Annotated in this window: 18 protein-coding genes; 6 read left to right on the top strand and 12 right to left on the bottom strand. The window is 73.2% G+C overall.

What is annotated here, in order from left to right:
• Window positions 1-226: 226 nt before the first annotated feature.
• From rplT to infC, 3 genes are all read right to left on the bottom strand, one after another.
• Window positions 227-610: a 50S ribosomal protein L20 gene (gene rplT, locus HYQ63_RS34495; protein ID WP_009713826.1), complete on the bottom strand. Its 384-nt coding sequence runs from the start codon at window positions 608-610 to the stop codon at window positions 227-229.
• 105 nt (window positions 611-715) lie between these two features.
• Window positions 716-910: a 50S ribosomal protein L35 gene (gene rpmI / locus HYQ63_RS34490; protein WP_123105517.1), complete on the bottom strand. Its 195-nt coding sequence runs from the start codon at window positions 908-910 to the stop codon at window positions 716-718.
• Window positions 911-1,060: 150 nt separating this feature from the next.
• Window positions 1,061-1,678, bottom strand: a complete 618-nt coding sequence (infC, locus tag HYQ63_RS34485; RefSeq protein WP_123105519.1) for a translation initiation factor IF-3 — start codon at window positions 1,676-1,678, stop codon at window positions 1,061-1,063.
• A gap of 418 nt (window positions 1,679-2,096) precedes the next feature.
• Here infC and HYQ63_RS34480 point away from each other — a divergent pair, with 418 nt between their 5' ends.
• Window positions 2,097-2,456, top strand: a complete 360-nt coding sequence (locus HYQ63_RS34480; RefSeq protein ID WP_123105515.1) for a DUF1844 domain-containing protein — start codon at window positions 2,097-2,099, stop codon at window positions 2,454-2,456.
• A gap of 123 nt (window positions 2,457-2,579) precedes the next feature.
• Here HYQ63_RS34480 and HYQ63_RS34475 read toward each other — a convergent pair whose 3' ends face one another.
• Together HYQ63_RS34475 and HYQ63_RS34470 are read right to left on the bottom strand one after the other, a co-directional pair.
• Window positions 2,580-3,377 carry an MIP/aquaporin family protein gene (locus HYQ63_RS34475; protein ID WP_179937674.1) on the bottom strand — a complete coding sequence of 266 codons (798 nt, stop codon included), beginning with the start codon at window positions 3,375-3,377 and terminating at the stop codon, window positions 2,580-2,582.
• Between the two features lie 120 nt (window positions 3,378-3,497).
• The gene (locus HYQ63_RS34470; protein WP_179937673.1) at window positions 3,498-4,232 is read right to left on the bottom strand and encodes an SseB family protein; all 735 of its coding nucleotides are present in this window, start codon (window positions 4,230-4,232) and stop codon (window positions 3,498-3,500) included.
• A gap of 96 nt (window positions 4,233-4,328) precedes the next feature.
• Between HYQ63_RS34470 and HYQ63_RS34465 the strand changes: the two genes are divergently transcribed.
• Window positions 4,329-5,324: a serine hydrolase gene (locus HYQ63_RS34465; protein ID WP_179937672.1), complete on the top strand. Its 996-nt coding sequence runs from the start codon at window positions 4,329-4,331 to the stop codon at window positions 5,322-5,324.
• 88 nt (window positions 5,325-5,412) lie between these two features.
• On the opposite strand, the gene mycP is transcribed toward HYQ63_RS34465, so the two are convergent.
• Entirely contained in the window at window positions 5,413-6,618 is a 1,206-nt protein-coding gene (gene mycP / locus HYQ63_RS34460) for a type VII secretion-associated serine protease mycosin (RefSeq protein ID WP_179937671.1), read from the bottom strand.
• Complete coding sequence (locus HYQ63_RS34455) at window positions 6,615-7,733, bottom strand: hypothetical protein (protein WP_179937670.1); 1,119 nt, start codon at window positions 7,731-7,733, stop codon at window positions 6,615-6,617. Before HYQ63_RS34455 ends, mycP begins: the two co-directional genes overlap by 4 nt.
• Before the next feature lie 271 nt (window positions 7,734-8,004).
• Between HYQ63_RS34455 and HYQ63_RS34450 the strand changes: the two genes are divergently transcribed.
• Window positions 8,005-9,201 (top strand): alanine racemase, encoded by a 1,197-nt coding sequence (locus HYQ63_RS34450; protein ID WP_179937669.1) that lies wholly within the window; start codon window positions 8,005-8,007, stop codon window positions 9,199-9,201.
• A 52-nt stretch (window positions 9,202-9,253) separates the two neighbouring features.
• On the opposite strand, the gene HYQ63_RS34445 is transcribed toward HYQ63_RS34450, so the two are convergent.
• The 4 genes from HYQ63_RS34445 to HYQ63_RS34430 form a co-directional block, all read right to left on the bottom strand.
• Entirely contained in the window at window positions 9,254-10,204 is a 951-nt protein-coding gene (locus tag HYQ63_RS34445; protein ID WP_179937668.1) for a DUF2510 domain-containing protein, read from the bottom strand.
• Window positions 10,205-10,296: 92 nt separating this feature from the next.
• A complete protein-coding gene (locus tag HYQ63_RS34440; protein ID WP_257232324.1) occupies window positions 10,297-11,103 on the bottom strand; it encodes a 3-oxoacyl-ACP reductase in 807 nt (268 codons plus the stop codon).
• A 1-nt stretch (window position 11,104) separates the two neighbouring features.
• Window positions 11,105-12,523 carry an aldehyde dehydrogenase gene (locus HYQ63_RS34435; RefSeq protein ID WP_179937667.1) on the bottom strand — a complete coding sequence of 473 codons (1,419 nt, stop codon included), beginning with the start codon at window positions 12,521-12,523 and terminating at the stop codon, window positions 11,105-11,107.
• A gap of 11 nt (window positions 12,524-12,534) precedes the next feature.
• Window positions 12,535-13,902, bottom strand: a complete 1,368-nt coding sequence (locus HYQ63_RS34430; RefSeq protein ID WP_179937666.1) for a glutamine synthetase family protein — start codon at window positions 13,900-13,902, stop codon at window positions 12,535-12,537.
• A gap of 97 nt (window positions 13,903-13,999) precedes the next feature.
• Between HYQ63_RS34430 and HYQ63_RS34425 the strand changes: the two genes are divergently transcribed.
• The 3 genes from HYQ63_RS34425 to HYQ63_RS34415 all read left to right on the top strand — a co-directional run bounded on the left by HYQ63_RS34425 (window position 14,000) and on the right by HYQ63_RS34415 (window position 17,099).
• Window positions 14,000-14,803: a FadR/GntR family transcriptional regulator gene (locus tag HYQ63_RS34425; RefSeq protein ID WP_257232323.1), complete on the top strand. Its 804-nt coding sequence runs from the start codon at window positions 14,000-14,002 to the stop codon at window positions 14,801-14,803.
• Window positions 14,804-14,932: 129 nt separating this feature from the next.
• Complete coding sequence (eat, locus tag HYQ63_RS34420) at window positions 14,933-16,393, top strand: ethanolamine permease (protein WP_257232687.1); 1,461 nt, start codon at window positions 14,933-14,935, stop codon at window positions 16,391-16,393.
• Between the two features lie 16 nt (window positions 16,394-16,409).
• Window positions 16,410-17,099: a gamma-glutamyl-gamma-aminobutyrate hydrolase family protein gene (locus tag HYQ63_RS34415; protein WP_257232322.1), complete on the top strand. Its 690-nt coding sequence runs from the start codon at window positions 16,410-16,412 to the stop codon at window positions 17,097-17,099.
• 104 nt (window positions 17,100-17,203) lie between these two features.
• Here HYQ63_RS34415 and HYQ63_RS34410 read toward each other — a convergent pair whose 3' ends face one another.
• Complete coding sequence (locus HYQ63_RS34410; protein WP_179937663.1) at window positions 17,204-18,040, bottom strand: chitosanase; 837 nt, start codon at window positions 18,038-18,040, stop codon at window positions 17,204-17,206.
• Between the last annotated feature and the right edge of the window lie 17 nt (window positions 18,041-18,057).

The following is an 18,057-nucleotide window of genomic DNA, read 5'->3' as shown; positions in this document are numbered from 1 at the left end:
GTGTGGTGGTGGGTGCGGCCCGGTGTCTCCCCCACCCCGCAACGTCGCATGGTTGTGGGCAATCGTTCCGCAGGGCGGAACGGGTGGGCACAACCCGGCCACCGGGCCGCACCCGGCGACGAAACGCCAGGGGGCACCGGCGGACGCCGACACGGCACGGCGGCGGGCGCCTACATGCGCGGACCCGCAGGTGCCCAGGGGCACCTGCGGGTCCGTCGGCGTGAGGTCAGGCCGCCTTCGGGGCGTTGACGTCACTCGGCAGCGCCTTCTGCGCCGCCTCGACCAGCGCGGCGAACGCGTTGGCGTCGTTGACCGCGAGGTCGGCGAGGATCTTGCGGTCCACCTCGATGTTGGCGGCCTTCAGACCCTGGATGAAGCGGTTGTACGTCATGCCGTTGGCGCGGGCAGCGGCGTTGATGCGCTGGATCCACAGCTGCCGGAAGTCGCCCTTGCGCTTCTTGCGGTCGTTGTAGTTGTAGACCAGGGAGTGGGTGACCTGCTCCTTGGCCTTGCGGTACAGGCGGGAGCGCTGGCCCCGGTAACCGCTGGCCTGCTCGAGGATCGCCCGGCGCTTCTTGTGGGCGTTGACTGCCCGCTTGACGCGTGCCACTTGTTTAACTCCTTGTACGGGGCCGCGGGTGACTCACACGGCCCGGAAACGAATAGGTCGCGGTCGGCCTGGCGCACGCCCCGCCGGTTCGGCGGGGCGGGTGCGTCACTTGCCGAGAAGCTTCTTGATCTTCTTGGCGTCGGCCGGGGCCATCTCGACCTTGCCGTCCAGGCGGCGCGTCAGCGTCGACGGCTTGTGCTCGAGAAGGTGGCGGCGACCGGCGCGCTGGCGCATGACCTTGCCGGAGCCGGTGACCTTGAATCGCTTGCGGGCACCGCTGTGCGTCTTGTTCTTCGGCATGTCGCCGTTCACTCCTCGTCGGGGGCGCTGTCCGGCGGCCGAAGGCGCGGCGGGTACCGCGATCCGGCGTACGGAAGCGTCATGTGTTTCGGTTGGTGTCCGGGACCGGGGCCCCGGGCGGGCTGGGCGGTCGAGGCTCGCGCCTCGCGGTCACGCCTCGGCGGGCTCCTCGGCGGTCTCCTCCGCGTGGCCGGCGCCCTGGCGCTCGGCCTTGCGGGCGGCCTGTGCCTCACGGGCTTCGGCCATCGCCTCGGTCTTCTTCTTGTGCGGACCGAGAACCATGATCATGTTTCGGCCGTCCTGCTTGGGGTTGGACTCCACGAAGCCCAGCTCCTGGACATCCTCAGCGAGCCGCTGCAACAGCCGGTAGCCGAGCTCGGGCCGGGACTGCTCACGGCCGCGGAACATGATCGTGATCTTGACCTTGTCGCCCTGCTTGAGGAACCGGACGACGTGACCCTTCTTGGTGTCATAGTCGTGCGGGTCGATCTTCGGCCGGAGCTTCATCTCCTTGATGACCGTGTGCGCCTGGTTCTTGCGCGCCTCACGGGCCTTCATGGCCGACTCGTACTTGAACTTTCCGTAGTCCATGAGCTTGCAGACCGGCGGGCGAGCGTTCGCCGCCACCTCGACGAGGTCGAGGTCGTACTCCTGCGCAAGCTCCAGGGCCTTGGCAAGCGGCACAATGCCGACCTGCTCGCCACTGGGACCGACGAGTCGCACCTCGGGGACGCGAATCCGGTCGTTGATGCGGGGCTCGGCGCTGATGGATCCTCCTCGGTTGCACCACGCGACCGCCTGGCGGACTGCCGCGTTACGTCTGTATAGAGACCACCGAGCCGAGAAGCACAAAACGCCCCGGACGGTACACAGGCGGGGCTCCTCACTGACCGGGAGCACCGCCGCGAGTCACCGCGGGGCGCAGCCTGACCGTTGACCTGCCGACCCGAGGTCGGGAGGTGGGAGTTCGGAGCCTCCACTTGTGGGCCGGACACGCGAGTGACCGGCCGGTCGTTTACCTACGATACCAGGACCCGCGCGGGATGCTCACCGGGTGGTCGGAGAGACGGCGACGGGGCCCGTCGTCCATGTCACACGCCCGGTTCCCCCGACCGGTACGAGCGGCCGACGGGCGGCGTCCTAGGGTGGAGCCCATCATCCACCAGGAAGCGAGCCTTCGACCACCATGAGCGACGCCAACAGCGGGCAGCCGACCCCCGACTTCGACCGTATGACCCGTGACATCGCGGACGTACCCGCGGTCGAGGTGATCACGACGGTCGCGGTGCACCTGATGAGCGCCGCGGCGGTGAACCTGGGGCTGGCCGAGGAGGGCCCGCAGCACAAGGACCTGGACGAGGCGCGCAAGCTGATCAACGCGCTCGCCGGTCTGATCACGGCGAGCGCCACCGAGATCAGCTCCTTCCACGCGGCCCCGCTGCGGGACGGCCTCAAGTCGCTCCAGCTCGCCTTCCGTGAGGCGTCGGCCGTCCCGGACGAGCCGGGCCAGGGGCCCGGCGAGAAGTTCACCGGCCCGGTCTTCTGACGCTTCCAGCGCATCTGAGGCGTCTGTCGCTTCCGGCGCGCGGCGGGGCGCGAGCCCTGCCCGCCCGGCGGCGGACGGGAGCGGGCGGCGCCCCCGGGATGGCCACCGGGATCGCCCCCGGGCTCATGCCGCCTCCGGGCCCTTGGTCTCGGGGCCGCCCGCCTCGGGGCGGTGCCCGCCGCGCATCCGCCCCCACGGGCCGGGCCGCGGCTCCGCGGCCTGCTCCTCCTCGGCCTGGCCCGCCGGGTGCAGATGCGTGAACCGGTGGACGACGGCCGCGAGCACCCCGCCGACCAGCGGCGCGATCAGGAACACCCACAGCTGGGAGAGCGCCCCGCCGCCCGCGAACAGCGCCGGGCCGAGGCTGCGCGCCGGGTTTACGGAGGTCCAGGTCAGCGGGATGCCGACCAGGTTGACGGCGGCGAGCGCGAGCCCCACCGGCACCGGCTCGATCCCGGCCAGCGTCACCTTCTCCGTCACCATGAGGAAGACGAAGACCAGCAGGAACGTGAGCAGCACCTCGGCGAGGAACGCCCCGCCCGCACCGAGGCCCACCGGGGACCGGCCGCCGTAGCCGTTGCTGCCGAACGCGTCGTCCGTACGCAGCCTCGGCACCTGCTTGGCGAGCAGGAACAGCACGGCGGCGCCGACGATCCCGCCGACCAGCTGCGCGACCCAGTACTCGGCGGCCCTGCGTAGGTCGATCCGCCCGGCCAGGAGCATCCCCAGGGTGACCGCAGGGTTGATGTGGCAGCCCGAGATGCGGCCGAACGCGTAGGCGAGCGCGATGAGGATGAAGCCGAAGGCGAGCGAGATGCCGACGGCGTTGATGTAGTCACCCGCCAGGACCAGGGAACCGACGCCGAAGAGGACCAGCAGCGCGGTTCCGGTGAACTCCGATACGACCGTTCTCGTCTCCATGGCGTTCTCCTCGCATCGCTCGGACCGCCAGTTGCCCTATGCATTGTGGGGCGTATCGGGTGATTTCGCCTGCCGATGACCGTTCCGTCGCAGGTCAGCGGTGGTTTACCGAGGCCAGTATCAGCGGCTGAAGAGGGGCTCCCCGGGCACGGTCGCGTCCGGCGGCAGCAGCGCCAGGTTCAGCCCGCGCACCAGCCTGGCCCGCAGCGTCTCGTCGGCCGCCAGCGCGCCCGCCACCCGCTGCGCCGTCTCGCGCGCCGGGGCGTGCGGGGCCAGGGCCAGCGCCAGCATGCCGTCGGCGTCCGCGGCCGGGGCCAGATGGGCGCGCACCACCTCGGGTTCGGCGGCCAGCACGGTACGCACCGCCTCCGCGACCGCGGGGTCGGCGAGCGGATCGGTGCTGGTCCGGCCCTCGGCGAGGGCGAGCAGGGCGGGCCCGGTGACCTGGTACGGCACCGGTCCTGCGAGGTCCAGCACCAGGGTGTCCGCCTTCTCGTGCGCGGCCGCCTCCAGCGCCTGCCGCAGCGGTACGGCGACGGGGCGGGCGTCCGGGCGCCAGCGGGCCAGGGTCTCCAGGGAAGTGAAGGCGGGCAGGGCGCGGCGGCCGCCCGGGGCCTCCAGGGTGGGCACGGCCATGTCGCTCGTCTTCTCGCGGCGCAGCCCGTCGGGCCCTTCTTCCACCTCGCCGAGGAGGGCAACCACGGGCACGAGCAGCCGCGCCTCGGTGAGCGCGGCCAGCACCTCCGGCTCGGCGGTGCGGTCGTCGGCCCAGGCGGCGAGCGCCGCGGTCAGGCGGGCGTCGGCGGAGCCGTCGTCGCCGGAGAAGCCGGGGTCGGGGATGTTCTTGAGCGCCACTCCATGAGGGTATCGGGGCCGCCGTGAGGTCTTTCTCATGGGTTGTTCATCACCTTGTCCCCCGTCGCGCGGCGGGGGAGTCTAGCCTCGCCCTCCATGGAGACCGACACGTCAGGGGGGCTGGACCGGGGCCGCGGCCCCGGTCGAAGAGCGCGCCGCCCGGCCGTGATCGCGGTCGTGGCGGCACTCGCGATGACCCTGCTGGGGTGCGCGGCGGACACCAGTGCACCGACGAGGGCCCAGCTGCGGCCGAGCGCCGGCCCGCGGTGCGCGGCGGGCGACATCCAGGGAGGCGACGTGGAGCGGGTGACCGAGGTCGGGGCGCCCTCGACGGCATCGGCGGCCCCGCCCGCCGCATCGCCCCGTACGCTGCGTCAGGCGCTGGGCCACGCGCTGGCCCCGGTGACCCGCGAGTGTGACGGTGAGTTCGCGGTGGCCCTCCTGGACACCCGGTCGGGGGCGAGCGCGACGTACGGCAACCGCGCGTACGACACGGCGAGCATCGTCAAGGTCGGCATCCTCGCGGCGCTGCTGCTCAAGGCGCAGGACGAGCGGCGCGGGCTGACCGCTAAGGAGCGCGACGCCGCCACCGTGATGATCGAGCACAGCGACAACGGCGCGGCGACCGCGCTGTGGAAGGTGATCGGCGGCGCCGACGGGCTCGACGCGGCGCAGCACCGGCTGGGCCTGACCCACACCCGCGGCGGCCGGGCGGGGCTGTGGGGGCTGACCCGGACCACCGCTGCCGACCAGCTGAGGCTGCTGCGCGCGGTGTTCGGGGACGGCTCGGCGCTGAACGCGAACTCCCGGGCGTACATCCGGACGCTGATGGGCCGGATCGCCACCGGCCAGGACTGGGGTGTCTCGGCCGCCGCCGACGCGGGCGCCGGTACCCGGCTGAAGAACGGCTGGCTGCCGCGCAGCACCACCGGGCTGTGGGACGTCAACAGCATCGGCCAGGTCACCGCGAGCGGGCGGACGTACCTGGTGGCGGTGCTCTCCGACGGCAGCAAGAACATGAACACCGGCGTGGCCCTGGTCGAGCAGGCCGCGCGGGCCGCGGTGGGGGCGGCCGCGACGCTCCGGGCGTAGGCCGCGTTGCAGGGCGCGCGGTGCGTACGGGTCGTCAGGCGCCCCGCGCGTACGGCCCCGTCGGCGGCGTCCGGTGCGTACGGGTCCCTCAGCGCGTACGGGACAGGCGCCGCAGGGCGCGCGGGGTGCGCAGCGGGCCCGAGCCGCGCCACAGGACGATCGCGGCGGCCACCAGGCCCGCCCCGGCGGCGGCTGCGAACAGCGCCGTCTCGTTGACCCCGCCCTCGTCGCCGGAGGCGCCGGTCCGGCTGGGGCCGGAGCCGAAGAAGCGCCGTGACGACGCCGCGGCGGCGGGCTGCTGGGGCTCGGGTTTCGTCTTCGCCGCCGCCTTGAGGGCCGCCGCGGCGTCCACCACGCCCGCGCCCAGCTCGTCGCTGTGGCCGCCGGACGGGCGGCTCCGGGCGGTCTGTTCCAGCAGCTGCCGGACCTGACGCGGGCTCAGGTCGGGGTGGGCGGAGCGGACGAGGGCGGCGGCGCCGGAGACGAAGGCGGCGGCCGCGCTGGTCCCCCAGCCCTCGTAGTAGCGCTTGTCGGGGTCGGCTATCACCACGTCGACGCCGGGCGCGGCGACGGTGGCGTACCAGCGGCGGGTGGAGAAGGCGGCGCGGTTGCCGTAGCGGTCGACGGCGGTCACCGCGATCACGCCGGGGTAGGCGGCCGGGTAGGAGACGCGGTCGCCCTTGTCGCCGCCGTTGCCCGCGGAGGCGACCACGACGGAGCCCTTGCGCAGCGCGTACTGCACGGCGGCGTCCTCGGCGGACTCGGGGTGGGCCGACGCGCTGTCGTCGCCCAGGGACAGGTTGATCACGTCGGCGCCGTGGTCGGCGGCCCAGCGGATGCCCTTCGCGAGCGCGCCGCCCCGGGAGCTGCGTGCCTTGGCGCGCTGCGGGTCGCCGTCCTCCAGGATCACCCGCACCGGCAGGATCTTGGTCTTGGGCGCGACGCCCAGCACGCCTTCGCTGCCCCCCGCGCCGTGTCCGCTGCCCGCGATGATGCCCGCCATCGCGGTGCCGTGCCGGGCCCAGGGGCGGTCGCCGCGTTCGGCGCCGAAGCCGATGAGGTCCTTGCCGGGCAGCACCTGCCCCTTGAGGTCGGGGTGCCGGTCGTCGACGCCGGTGTCCAGGACGGCGACGGTCGCGCCCGCGCCCTTGGTGGTCTGCCACGCCTGGCGGGTGTGAATGGCGTCGAGCGCCCATTCCTGGGCCTGGATGCCGTCGGCCCGGGCGGGGGCGACGGGCACCAGGGTCAGCCCGGCGGCGGCGAGGCTGACGGCGATGCGCCGCGCGGTCCTCATGAGCCGCTCCCCCGCTCACCGGACGGGCCCGGTGTCCCCGGCGCCTCCGGGGCCTGGGACAGGGCGTGGCGGAAGGCGTCCTCGGTCGCGTCGGTGAGGCCGCGGGCATCGTTACCGAGGCCGGACTGGGCGGGAGCGGAGGTCGCGCCGCGCCGGGTGGCCTCGCCCGCCGACTGGGGGTCGGTGACCTTGCGTCCGTCGGCGAATCCGGAAACGGCGTAGAGGACGGCGGGTGCGTCGGTCAGGATCCGGATCCGCCAGCTCGCGCGCTGGTCGTCTCCGAAGCGGGCCGCGGCGGTGCCCTTCGCGGCGTACGGACGGGGCATCAGATCGGCGCGTTCGTCCAGCTTGTCGTCGGCGAAGCGCTGCCGCAGGGCCGTCATCCCGGCGGTATCGGCCGCGGTGATCAGCAGGCCGACGGTGGTCACCCTGGTGCTGGTGGAATCGGTGTAGGTGGCGCGCAGCAGGCGTTCGCAGCCCACCGGGGAGAGCGCCTTGGTGAGCAGCGGGTCGAAGCCGCCGCCGCAACTGCTGTCGGGGGCGACCGCGACCCGGGTCCAGAGGCGGTCGGCGCCGCCGGGGCCGTCGCCCTTGCCACGCAGGGTGCGGGGGAAGAGGTCGTCCACGGGGACGCTGTGCCAGGCGGCGCGCGTCTTGGCGTAGGTGTCGGCGGCCGAGGGCGTCGCGTCGGGGCTGTCGCCCAGCCAGCTGCCGGCCGCCGCGCCGACGAGCAGCCCGAGGCCGAGGACGAGGGAGACGGCGGCGGCGACCTTGCGGCTGCGCGCGCGGTGATGGCCGGTTCCGGCGCTCGGCGGGGCGGTGGGACGCGGCGGGGTGGTCGGGCGCGGCGGTACGTGCGGTCTGTCGGCGGCGGGGCCGCTCGGACCGCCGGTACGGCCGGTGTTCCGTCCGCCGCGCGTGGCGCCCCGGGGGAAGGGGACCTTCGCCGGGACGCCGAGCACCGGGGTGGCGGGGTCCGGGACGAAGCCGGGCGGACCGAAGACCGGCGGACCGAAACCGGGCGGGGCGCTGGGCGGGGTGCCGTTGCGCGGTGGGGTGCCGTTGCGCGGTGGGGGCGCGGACCGGGGCGTGGGCGCGGTGCGCGGGGGGTGCACAGGGCGAGGTGGGGGCGTACGACGAGAAGAGTGCGCCTGTTCCGCGTCCGCGCTCACCGGCACCCCCTCGCGCCCCTCGAGACCTGGTTCACGTCGCTCCGTCCGGCTCGCCGCGCCGCCCCACCGCCTTTCGGGCAGGCGGGCCCGAATACGGACATCACGCCGCTGACCTGCCGGTCGTGGCGTGCGCGACACTCTACGGGGCACCGGGCACCCTGCGCACCGGCCGCCCTCTACCCAGCGGTAATCGCGGTCTGGCAAGCTTCACGACATGTCCTCTTCCGCCGCTGACCGGGCCCGTTACGACCGGGCCACCGCCCATCTCGAAGCACCCGTGGCGATTGTCGACCTGAGGGCCTTCGACGACAACGCACGCGACCTGGTACGCCGGGCGGGAGGCAAGCCGATCCGGGTGGCCAGCAAGTCGGTGCGGTGCCGGGCGCTGCTGGAACGGGCCCTGGCGCGGGACGGGTTCGCGGGCATCATGAGCTTCACGCTCGCGGAGTCCCTGTGGCTGGCCCGGGAGGGCTTCGACGACGTCCTCCTCGCCTATCCGTCCACCGACCGGGACGGCTACGCCACCCTGACCAGCGACCCCAAGCTCTCCGCCGCCGTGACCGTGATGGTGGACGACATCGGCCAGCTCGACCTGATCGAGAGCGTGCGCGCCGGGACCGAAGAGGTCCGGGTCTGCCTGGAGTTGGACACCTCGCTGCGGATGCTGGGCGGCCGGATCCGCGTCGGCGCCCTGCGCTCACCGCTGCGCACCCCCGAGCAGCTGGCCGCGCTGGCGCGGGAGATCGAGCGCCGCCCCGGCTTCCGGGTGGTCGGGCTGATGGGCTACGAGGGCCATGTGGCGGGGGTGGGCGACGCGGTGACCGGCCGTCCGCTGCGCTCCCGCGCGATCCGGCTGATGCAGCGCACCGCGCGCCGGGAGCTGGCGGACCGCCGGGCGGCGGCGGTGCGGGCGGTACGGGCGGTGGCGGACCTGGAATTCGTCAACGGCGGCGGCACGGGCAGCGTGCAGCACACCGCCGCCGAGGACGCGGTGACGGAGATCGCCGCCGGGTCCGGGCTCTACCAGCCGCGGCTGTTCGACAACTACACGTCCTTCCGGGGCCGCCCGGCCGCCCTCTTCGCCCAGCCGGTGGTGCGCCGCCCGGGCGTGGGCGTGGTGACCGTCCTCGGCGGCGGATATCCGGCGTCCGGGGCGGCGGGCCGGGACCGGCTGCCGGTGCCGTATCTGCCGGAGGGGCTGGCTTACGACCCGCAGGAGGGCCCGGGCGAGGTGCAGACCCCGCTGCTGGGCACGGCCGCCGACGATCTGCTGATCGGCGACAGGGTGTGGTTCCGGCACGCCAAGGCCGGTGAGCTGTGCGAGCGGTTCGCGACGCTGCACCTGGTCGACGACGACCGGGTGGTGGACTCCGTACCGACGTACCGGGGCGAGGGCCGCACCTTCCTGTAGTCGGCCCCGCGCCCGTCCCCCGTCCTCCACGAACCGGACCATATGGACCGGCCTATATGGACCGGCCGTCGCCCGCCAGTGCCTCGATGCCCTCGACGATCTTGTCCATGTCGCCGAGCGGCGGCGCCTTGTCGCTCACGTCGAAGCCGAAGCGCACCAGGACCATGGTGTCGGGGACGGTGGGCGACGGGAAGGCGAGGGACTGGACGTATCCGTCGTCGCCCTTCTTCGTGGTGACCTTCCAGCGCACCAGATAGCCCTCCTCCCCCGCGACGTCGACCTCTTCCTCCTTGAGCCGCTTGTGCGAGGAGATCCCGCCGTACGCCTTGCGGTCGGTGTCCTCGTCCGTGCCGTAGGACTCCTCGGCGTTCTGGGCTATGTCCTCCTCGGCGATGCCCTTGGCGGTGTCCGCCTTGAAGCCGCTCGCGGTCCGGGAGAAGGCCCCGCCGCGGACGCAGTCGGTGGAGGGGTCGCCCGGGCACGGGTAGCGCGAGGTGGTCACGCCCGCGCCGCCGGCGCTGCTGCGGCCCGCCTGCCAGCCCGACAGCACGGGCAGGCTGATGCCGCTGGCGGCGTCCGGGGCGATGCTCGGGTCGCCGGTGGGCGCCGCGCTGGGGCCGTCGGTGGGCAGGTCGGACGGGGCGTCCGAGGGGGCGTCGTCGCCGTCCCCGGGCGGAGCGGGGGCGGTCGGCAGCGGGTTCGCCCGGTCGCCGTCACCCCCGTCCCCGCTGTCGCCCAGCAGCACGATGCCGCCGATGATCGCGGCGACCACGGCCCCCACGGACAGCGCGAGCACCGCGACCCGGGGGCCGCGGCCGTTCCCCCGGCCGCCGTCCGGGCCGGGCGCGTAGCCGGGCGCGGGCGGCGGGCTGAAGGGCGATTCCGCCGGGGCGGTGGCGTCGCGCGTGTACTCGGTCCAGGTGGCCCCGTCCCACCACCGGTGCAGGGCGGGGCCGTGGCCTGTGTAACCGGGATCGGGATACCAGCCCGGGGGCGTGTTCATGCTCACGCCGTCACCTTATGGCCACGGGTCGGCTCCGTACACCGGGGTTGCGCGGACTGCGCGCCCGGCCATAAGGCGCTTCCCCGCGGGGCCTAGATCGGCGTGACGTACGCCCCGGCGATGCCGCCGTCCACCAGGAACTCGGCCGCGTTGATGAACGAGGAGTCGTCGCTGGCCAGGAAGGCGACGGCGGACGCGATCTCCTCCGGCTCGGCGAACCGCCCCACCGGTACGTGCACCAGCCGCCGCGCCGCCCGCTCCGGGTCCTTGGCGAACAGCTCCTTCAGCAGGGGGGTGTTGACCGGCCCCGGGCACAGCGCGTTGACCCGGATGCCCTCGCGCGCGAACTGCACGCCCAGCTCGCGCGACATCGCCAGCACGCCGCCCTTGGAGGCGGTGTAGCTGATCTGCGAGGTCGCGGCGCCCATGACGGCCACGAAGGAGGCCGTGTTGATGATGGACCCCCTGCCCTGCCGCTGCATATAGGGCAGCGCGGCCTTGCAGCACAGATAGACGGAGGTCAGGTTGACCTCCTGGACGCGCTTCCAGGCGTCAAGGCCGGTGGTGAGGATCGAGTCGTCGTCGGGCGGCGAGATGCCCGCGTTGTTGAACGCCACGTCGACCGAGCCATAGGTGTCGTACGCGGTCTTGAACAGCGCCTCGACCTGCTCCTGATCGGTGACGTCCACCTGGACGTAGAGCCCGCCGACCTCGTCGGCCGCGGCCTTGCCCGCGGACTCGTCGATGTCGGCGCACACGACGCGCGCGCCCTCGGAGGCGAAGCGGCGCGCGGTGGCCAGGCCGATGCCGCTGCCCGCTCCGGTGATGACCGCGGTACGGCCCACCAGGCGGCGGCACACGGGGGTCTCGGCCACAGTTTCGGTCACGGTCTCGGTCACGTCACTGCTCCTCGGTGCTGTTCTCGCTGCTGTTCTCGGTGCTGTTCTCGGTGCTGATGAACACGTTCTTGGTCTCGGTGAAGGCGGTCAGGGCGTCGGGGCCCAGCTCCCGGCCGAGACCGGACTGCTTGTAGCCGCCGAAGGGAGTCGCGTAGCGCACGCTGCTGTGCGAGTTGACGGACAGGTTCCCGGCGGCGACGGCGCGCGAGACGCGCACCGCGCGGCCCACGTCCCGGGTCCAGATCGAGCCGGAGAGGCCGTAGTCGGTCGCGTTCGCCAGCCGTACGGCGTCGGCCTCGTCCTCGAAGGGGAGGACGACGGCCACCGGTCCGAAGATCTCCTCCACGGCGGTGCGGTCACCGGGCGCGGCGCCCTCCAGGACCGTGGCCGGGTACCAGAAGCCCTTGCCGCCGGGGGCCTCGCCGCGGATGGCGGCGGGCGCGTCCTCGGGGACGTAGGACCGTACGCGCTCCCGCTGCGCGGCGGAGATCAGCGGGCCCATGGCGGTGGCGGGGTCGGCCGGGTCGCCGACCGTGAACGACGTCACGGCGGGCTCCAGCAGCTCCATGAACCGGTCGTAGACGCCGCGCTGGACCAGGATCCGGCTGCGGGCACAGCAGTCCTGGCCGGTGTTGTCGAGGAACGAGCCGGGGGCCGCGATCGCCGCCGCCTCGATGTCGGCGTCGGCGAAGACGATGTTGGGGCTCTTGCCGCCGAGTTCGAGCGTCACGCGCTTCACGCCCGCCGCGCACTTCGCCATGATCTCCTTGCCGACGGCCGTCGACCCGGTGAAGACGACCTTGGCCACGCCCGGGTGCTCGACCAGCGCGGCCCCGGCCACCGGCCCGGCGCCGGGCAGCACCTGGAACAGCCCCTCGGGCAGCCCGGCGGCGAGCGCGAGTTCGGCGAGCCGGAGCGCGGTCAGCGGGGTGGTCTCGGCGGGCTTGAGGAGGACGGCGTTGCCCGCGGCGAGGGCGGGCGCGGTGCCCCAGCCGGCGATCGGCATCGGGAAGTTCCACGGCGCGATGACGGCGACCACGCCGAGCGGCTCGTGGAAGGTGACGTTCAGGCCGCCCGCGACCGGGATCTGGGCGCCGCTCAGCCGCTCCACTCCCCCGGCCGCGTACTCCAGCAGGTCGCGGACGTTGCCCGCCTCCCAGCGGGCGTTGCCGATGGGGTGGCCCGCCTCGCGGACCTCCAGCGCGGCCAGTTCCTCGATGTGGTCGTCCACGGTGGCGGCGAAGCGGCGCAGCAGCCGGGCCCGGTCGGCGGGGGCGAGGGCGGCCCAGCCGCGCTGTGCGGTGGCGGCGCGGGCGACGGCGGCGTCCACGTCGGCGGGCGTGGCGGCCGGGACGGTGGCGATGACCTCCTCGGTGGCCGGGTTGAGGATGTGGTGCTCGTGGGGGTGTTCGTTGGTCACGGGGTGGTTCCTCACATGCGCTCGAAGGACCGGAAGCGTTCCCAGTCGGTGACGGCGGTGTCGTACGCCTCCTGCTCGACGCGGGCCATGTTGAGGTAGTGCTCGACCACCTCGTCGCCGAACGCGGCCCGCGCTATGGGGCTGGCCCGCCACAGCTCGGCGGCGTCGCGCAGCGAGGTCGGCACGTGTGCGGCGTCGCCGGTGTACGCGTTGCCGGTGCAGACCTCGGGCAGCTCCAGCTCCTGCTCGATCCCGTACAGCCCGGCGGCCACCATTCCGGCGACGGCGAGATACGGGTTGACGTCGCCGCCGGGGAGCCGGTTCTCCAGCCGGTGCGCATGGCCGTGGCCGATGACGCGCAGCGCACAGGTGCGGTTGTCCGGGCCCCAGGCGACGGCGGTGGGCGCGAAGGAGCCGGGCCGGAACCGCTTGTAGGAGTTGATGTTGGGGGCGTAGAGGAGCGTGAAGTCGCGCATCGCGGCGATCTGCCCGGCCAGGAAGTGGCGCATGGTCTTCGACATGCCGTACGGGCCGTCGTCGTCCGCGAGCACGGGCTGCCCGGCCTCGTCGCGCAGCGAGAGGTGGATGTGGCAGGAGTTGCCCTCGCGCTCGTCGTACTTGGCCATGAAGGTGAGCGCCATGTCCTCCTGGGCGGCGATCTCCTTGGCGCCGGTCTTGTAGATGACGTGCTGGTCGCAGGTGGTCAGCGCGTCGTCGTAGCGGAAGGCGATCTCGTGCTGGCCGAGGTTGCATTCGCCCTTGGCCGACTCCACGGTCATCCCGGCGGCGCCCATCTCGTTGCGGATGCGGCGCAGCAGGGGCTCGACGCGGCCGGTGCCGAGGATGGAGTAGTCGACGTTGTACTGGTTGGCGGGGGTGAGCCCGCGGTAGCCGCTGTCCCACGCCTGCTCGTAGGTGTTCCTGAAGACCATGAACTCCAGCTCGGTCCCGGCGTACGCGGTCCAGCCGCGCTCCGCGAGCCGGTCCAGCTGGCGGCGCAGGATCTGCCGCGGGGAGGCGACCACGGGCGAGCCGTCGTGCCACGAGAGGTCCGCGGTGAGCATCGCGGTGCCGGGGTTCCAGGGGGTGCGGCGCAGGGTGGCGGTGTCGCCCTGGAGGGCGAAGTCGCCGTAGCCGCGCTCCCAGGAGGACATGGCGTAGCCGCCGACGGTGTTCATGTCGGCGTCGACGGCGAGCAGGTAGTTGCAGCCCTCGGTGCCGTGCTCCAGGGCGTCGTCCAGGAAGAAGCGGGCGGCGAACCGCTTGCCCTGGAGTCTGCCCTGCATGTCGGTGAAGGCCAGGACGACGGTGTCGATCTCCCCGGCGGCGACGAGCCTGGTCAGCTCGTCGACCGAGAGCGGGGGCGTGCGGTCTGCCACGGTGGTGCCTCCTGGCTTCGGACGGGTGTGGGGGGCGCGGAGTGGCCTTAAGGTAATACCGCAGACCATTGATTGGGAAGGAGGTGCGGAGGGTTCCATGAGCGAGGGCGGAAGCGAGGGCGCGGGCCGGAGCGGGATCGGCGGCGCGGGCGCGGGCGGGAGCTTGGGCACGCACGGCGGCGCGGCCGGGGACCGGCTGGCGCCGGTGCTGCGCCCGGTGCGCGCCGGAAACGGCTTCGAGGAGGCGCTGGAGCAGATACTCCAGGTCGTACGGCTGGGGCTGGTCCCCGACGGCGGCCGCCTCCCGGCCGAACGCGAGCTGGCGGAGCGGCTGCGGATCAGCCGGGTGACCCTGCGCGAGGTGCTGAAGGTCCTCCAGGACCAGGGGATCGTGGAGAGCCGCCGCGGCCGGTACGGCGGCACCTTCGTACGGGCCCGGCCGGAGCCCGCCGCGGGCGGCGAGGACGAGCTGCGGCGGCGGGTCGAGGCGGTGGACGTCGAGGACACGCTGCGCTTCCGGGAGGTCCTGGAGGTCGGCGCGGCCGGGCTGTGCGCCGCGCACGGCCTGACCGACGCCCAGGCCACGCGGCTGCGCGCCGCCCTCGACGCGACGCGCGACGCCCCGCTGACCGACTACCGGCGGCTGGACACGATGCTGCACCTGACCCTGGCCGAGCTGGCGGGCTCACCGTCGCTGGCCGCCCAGTACGCGGCCGTCCGCGCCACCGTCAACGACCTGCTGGACTGCATCCCGCTGCTGGTACGGAACCTGGAGCACTCCCAGGCCCAGCACGGCGCGCTGGTCGAGGCGGTGCTGGACGGGGACGCGGACGGGGCGCGCGAGGTGATGCGGGAGCACTGCGAGGGCACGGCGGCGCTGCTGCGCGGGTTCCTGCCGTAGCCCTTTTTCCGCGGAGGGTCTTGCGCGGACCCTCCCCGTACGGCAAAGGTATGCCCCCACACCAATCCCCACCCCCGTCCCCCACCGCGCCCGTCCCCTCGTGCGAAGCCAGGAGTGCCCATGGCTGACATGACTGAAGGAACCGAGACCGCCCGCACCTCCCCCGACCCCGGCGAACCCGGCGAAGACGGGTACCTGGAGCGGCGCACCCTGCGCCGCGGCAGCGCGGGTCCGCTGCTGCTGACCGGCCTCGGCGTCGCCTATGTGGTGTCCGGCGACTTCTCCGGCTGGAACTTCGGCCTCGCCGAGGGCGGCTTCGGCGGGCTGGCCATCGCGGCCGTGCTCATGGGCCTGATGTACACCTGCATGGTCTTCGCCCTCGCCGAACTCGCCGCGATCCTCCCCACCGCGGGCGGCGGCTACGGCTTCGCGCGGCGCGCCCTCGGCCCCTGGGGCGGGTTCCTCACCGGCACGGCGATCCTCATCGAATACGTCCTCGCCCCCGCCGCCATCTCCATCTTCATCGGCGACTACGTCGAATCGCTCGGCCTCTTCGGCCTGGAGTCCGGCTGGCCGGTCTATCTCGCCTGCTTCGTGATCTTCATCGGGATCCATCTGTGGGGCGTGGGCGAGGCCCTGCGGTTCAGCCTCATCGTGACCGCCATCGCCGTCGCCGCGCTGCTGATCTTCGCGGTCGCCGCCTTCACCGACTTCGACTCGCGCTCGCTGAACGACATCGCGGTCGACCACTCGGCGTTCGGCTCCAACTCCTGGCTGCCGTTCGGACTGCTCGGCATCTGGGCGGCGTTCCCCTTCGGCATGTGGTTCTTCCTGGGCGTGGAGGGCGTCCCCCTCGCGGCCGAGGAGACCCGCGAACCTGCGCGCACCCTGCCCAAGGCCATGGCCTCGTCGATGGGCATCCTGCTGGTCCTCGCCCTGCTCACCTTCCTCGCCGCCACCGGCGCGCGCGGTGCGGACGCCGTACAGGACGCGGGCAACCCGCTGGTCGAGGCGCTCCAGCCGGACGGCGAGCCCACCACTCTGTCCCGCGTCGTCAACTACGCGGGGCTCGCCGGTCTGGTCGCCTCCTTCTTCTCCCTGATCTTCGCCGGTTCGCGGCAGCTGTTCGCCCTCTCCCGGGCCGGATACCTCCCCCGTTTCCTCTCCCTGACCAGCCGCCGCAAGGCCCCCTACCTGGGCCTGCTCGTCCCCGGCGCCATCGGCTTCGGCCTCGCCGCCTGGTCGGGCGACGGCGCGCGGATGCTGAACGTCGCGGTCTTCGGCGCCACCATCTCGTACGCCCTGATGTCGCTCTCCCACATCGTCCTCCGCCGCCGCGAGCCGGGCCTCGACCGCCCGTACCGCACCCCCGGCGGCATCGTGACCTCGTCCCTCGCCTTCCTCCTGGCCTGCTCGGCGCTGGTGGCCACCTTCCTGGTGGACAAGGACGCGGCGTTCATCGCCCTCGGCGTCTACGCCGTGGCGCTCGCCTACTTCGCCTTCTACAGCCGCCACCGTCTGGTCGCGTCGGCGCCGGAGGAGGAGTTCGCGGCGCTGGCGGAGGCCGAGGCCGAACTGTCCCGCGACTGAGAGATTGGACCCGTCCTTGCCCCCTCTGATCGGCATCAGCACCTACCTCGAAGCCTCGGCGCACTGGGGCGTCTGGAACCTCCCCGCCGCCCTGCTCCCCGCCGGGTACCACCAACTCGTCCAGCGCGCCGGGGGCCTGGCCGCGATGCTGCCCCCGGACCCCGCCGCGGGCTCGGCGGCCGCCGTGGTCTCCCGCCTCGACGCCGTCGTGATCTCCGGCGGCCCGGACGTGGAGCCCGTACGGTACGGCGCCACCCCCGACCCCCGCACGGGCCCGCCCGCGCGGGAGCGGGACGCCTGGGAGCTGGCCCTGATCGAGGCGGCGCTGTCCTCAGGCGTCCCCCTGCTGGGCATCTGCCGGGGCATGCAGCTGTTGAACGTCGCGCTGGGCGGCACCCTCCACCAGCACCTGGACGCCCACGCGGGCCCGCCCGGCGTCTTCGACCAGCACGAGGTGAAGCCGGTCCCCGGCACGCGGCTGGCCGAGGCACTACCGGAGCCCCTGTCCGTACCCACGTACCACCACCAGTCGGTGGACCACCTCGGCGAGGGCCTGATCGCCGGCGCGTACGCGTCCGACGACGGCACGGTGGAGGCCGTGGAGCGACCCGGCGCGGACGGCTTCGTGCTGGGCGTGCAGTGGCACCCGGAGGCGGGCGACGACCTACGCGTCATGCGGGCGCTGGTGGCGGCGGCGAGCCGCTGACCTCCAGCCCGAGGGGAGGGCATCCGGGGGGTGGGCGGTGCTCGAAGCTCATCTCCGCTTCGAGCACCCACTCCCCCGGCCGGTAGCCCGAGTCACAACGCCGGTCAGGACGGAATCTCGAAGGAGTCGCCGTAGACCTTCCACTTCAGCGGTGGGTTCAGGTCGAAGTTCTTCGCGTTGAGGAAGACGCGCTGCGCGGTGTCGACCCGGCTGGTGTCGCTGTGTGCCTCCTCGCTCTGCATGGCCTTCTTGCGGGCGTCGAGGAAGGCGTTGAGGTACGTGGTCTGGTTGCCGCCCTGGGCCGGGGTCTTGGCCTTGGACATGGCCGTCTTGCGGATGCCGCCGAAGCTGTACTTGCTGCTGCCGGGGCCGTGCATGACGATCGCGTCGTAGTAGATGAACTGGCCGAGCGCGCCGAGGCCGTCGTCCTTGCCCTGCTTGACGGACGGGTTGAAGTAGACGCGGTCGCGCTCGTGCTCCTGTGCGTTCTGGAAAGCCTTGTCGGCGGCGGCCGTCTTCCAGTCCTTGGTGAAGTTGGGGTCGAGGCCGCTGTGGGAGTCGCTGCCGTTGACCTTGCGCAGGGCGGGGAGGTACTTGGCGAGGACGTTGCCCGGCTTCTGCTGGGTGTAGTACTCGACGAGTTCCAGCATGTCGCCGGTGCCGGAGCAGAAGCCGATGATGCCGGCGGTGTAGCCGCGGCCGTCGCCGATGTCCTCGATGTACTTGAACTGGGCGCGCCAGTTCAGGGAGGAGTTCTCGGCGCTGGAGACCAGCTTCATGGCGATCTCCTTCTTGGCCGGATCGTCCAGGTTGGCCGCCACGCCCGCCTGCTGAGCCGGGGAGTGGACGGGGGTGGCGGCCTGGCCCACTCCGACGCCGGTGAACACGAGCGCGGCGGGTAACGCCACGGCTGCCGCCGTCAGGCCGATCCTTCTGGACATGGGGGACTCCGTTCGCT

Source organism: Streptomyces sp. Rer75 (assembly GCF_013414305.1).
In the GTDB taxonomy this organism is placed as follows: Bacteria; Actinomycetota; Actinomycetes; order Streptomycetales; family Streptomycetaceae; genus Streptomyces; species Streptomyces himastatinicus.
The sequence above is the reverse complement of the archived record's forward strand: the minus strand, read 5'-3'. Positions and strand labels throughout refer to the sequence as shown.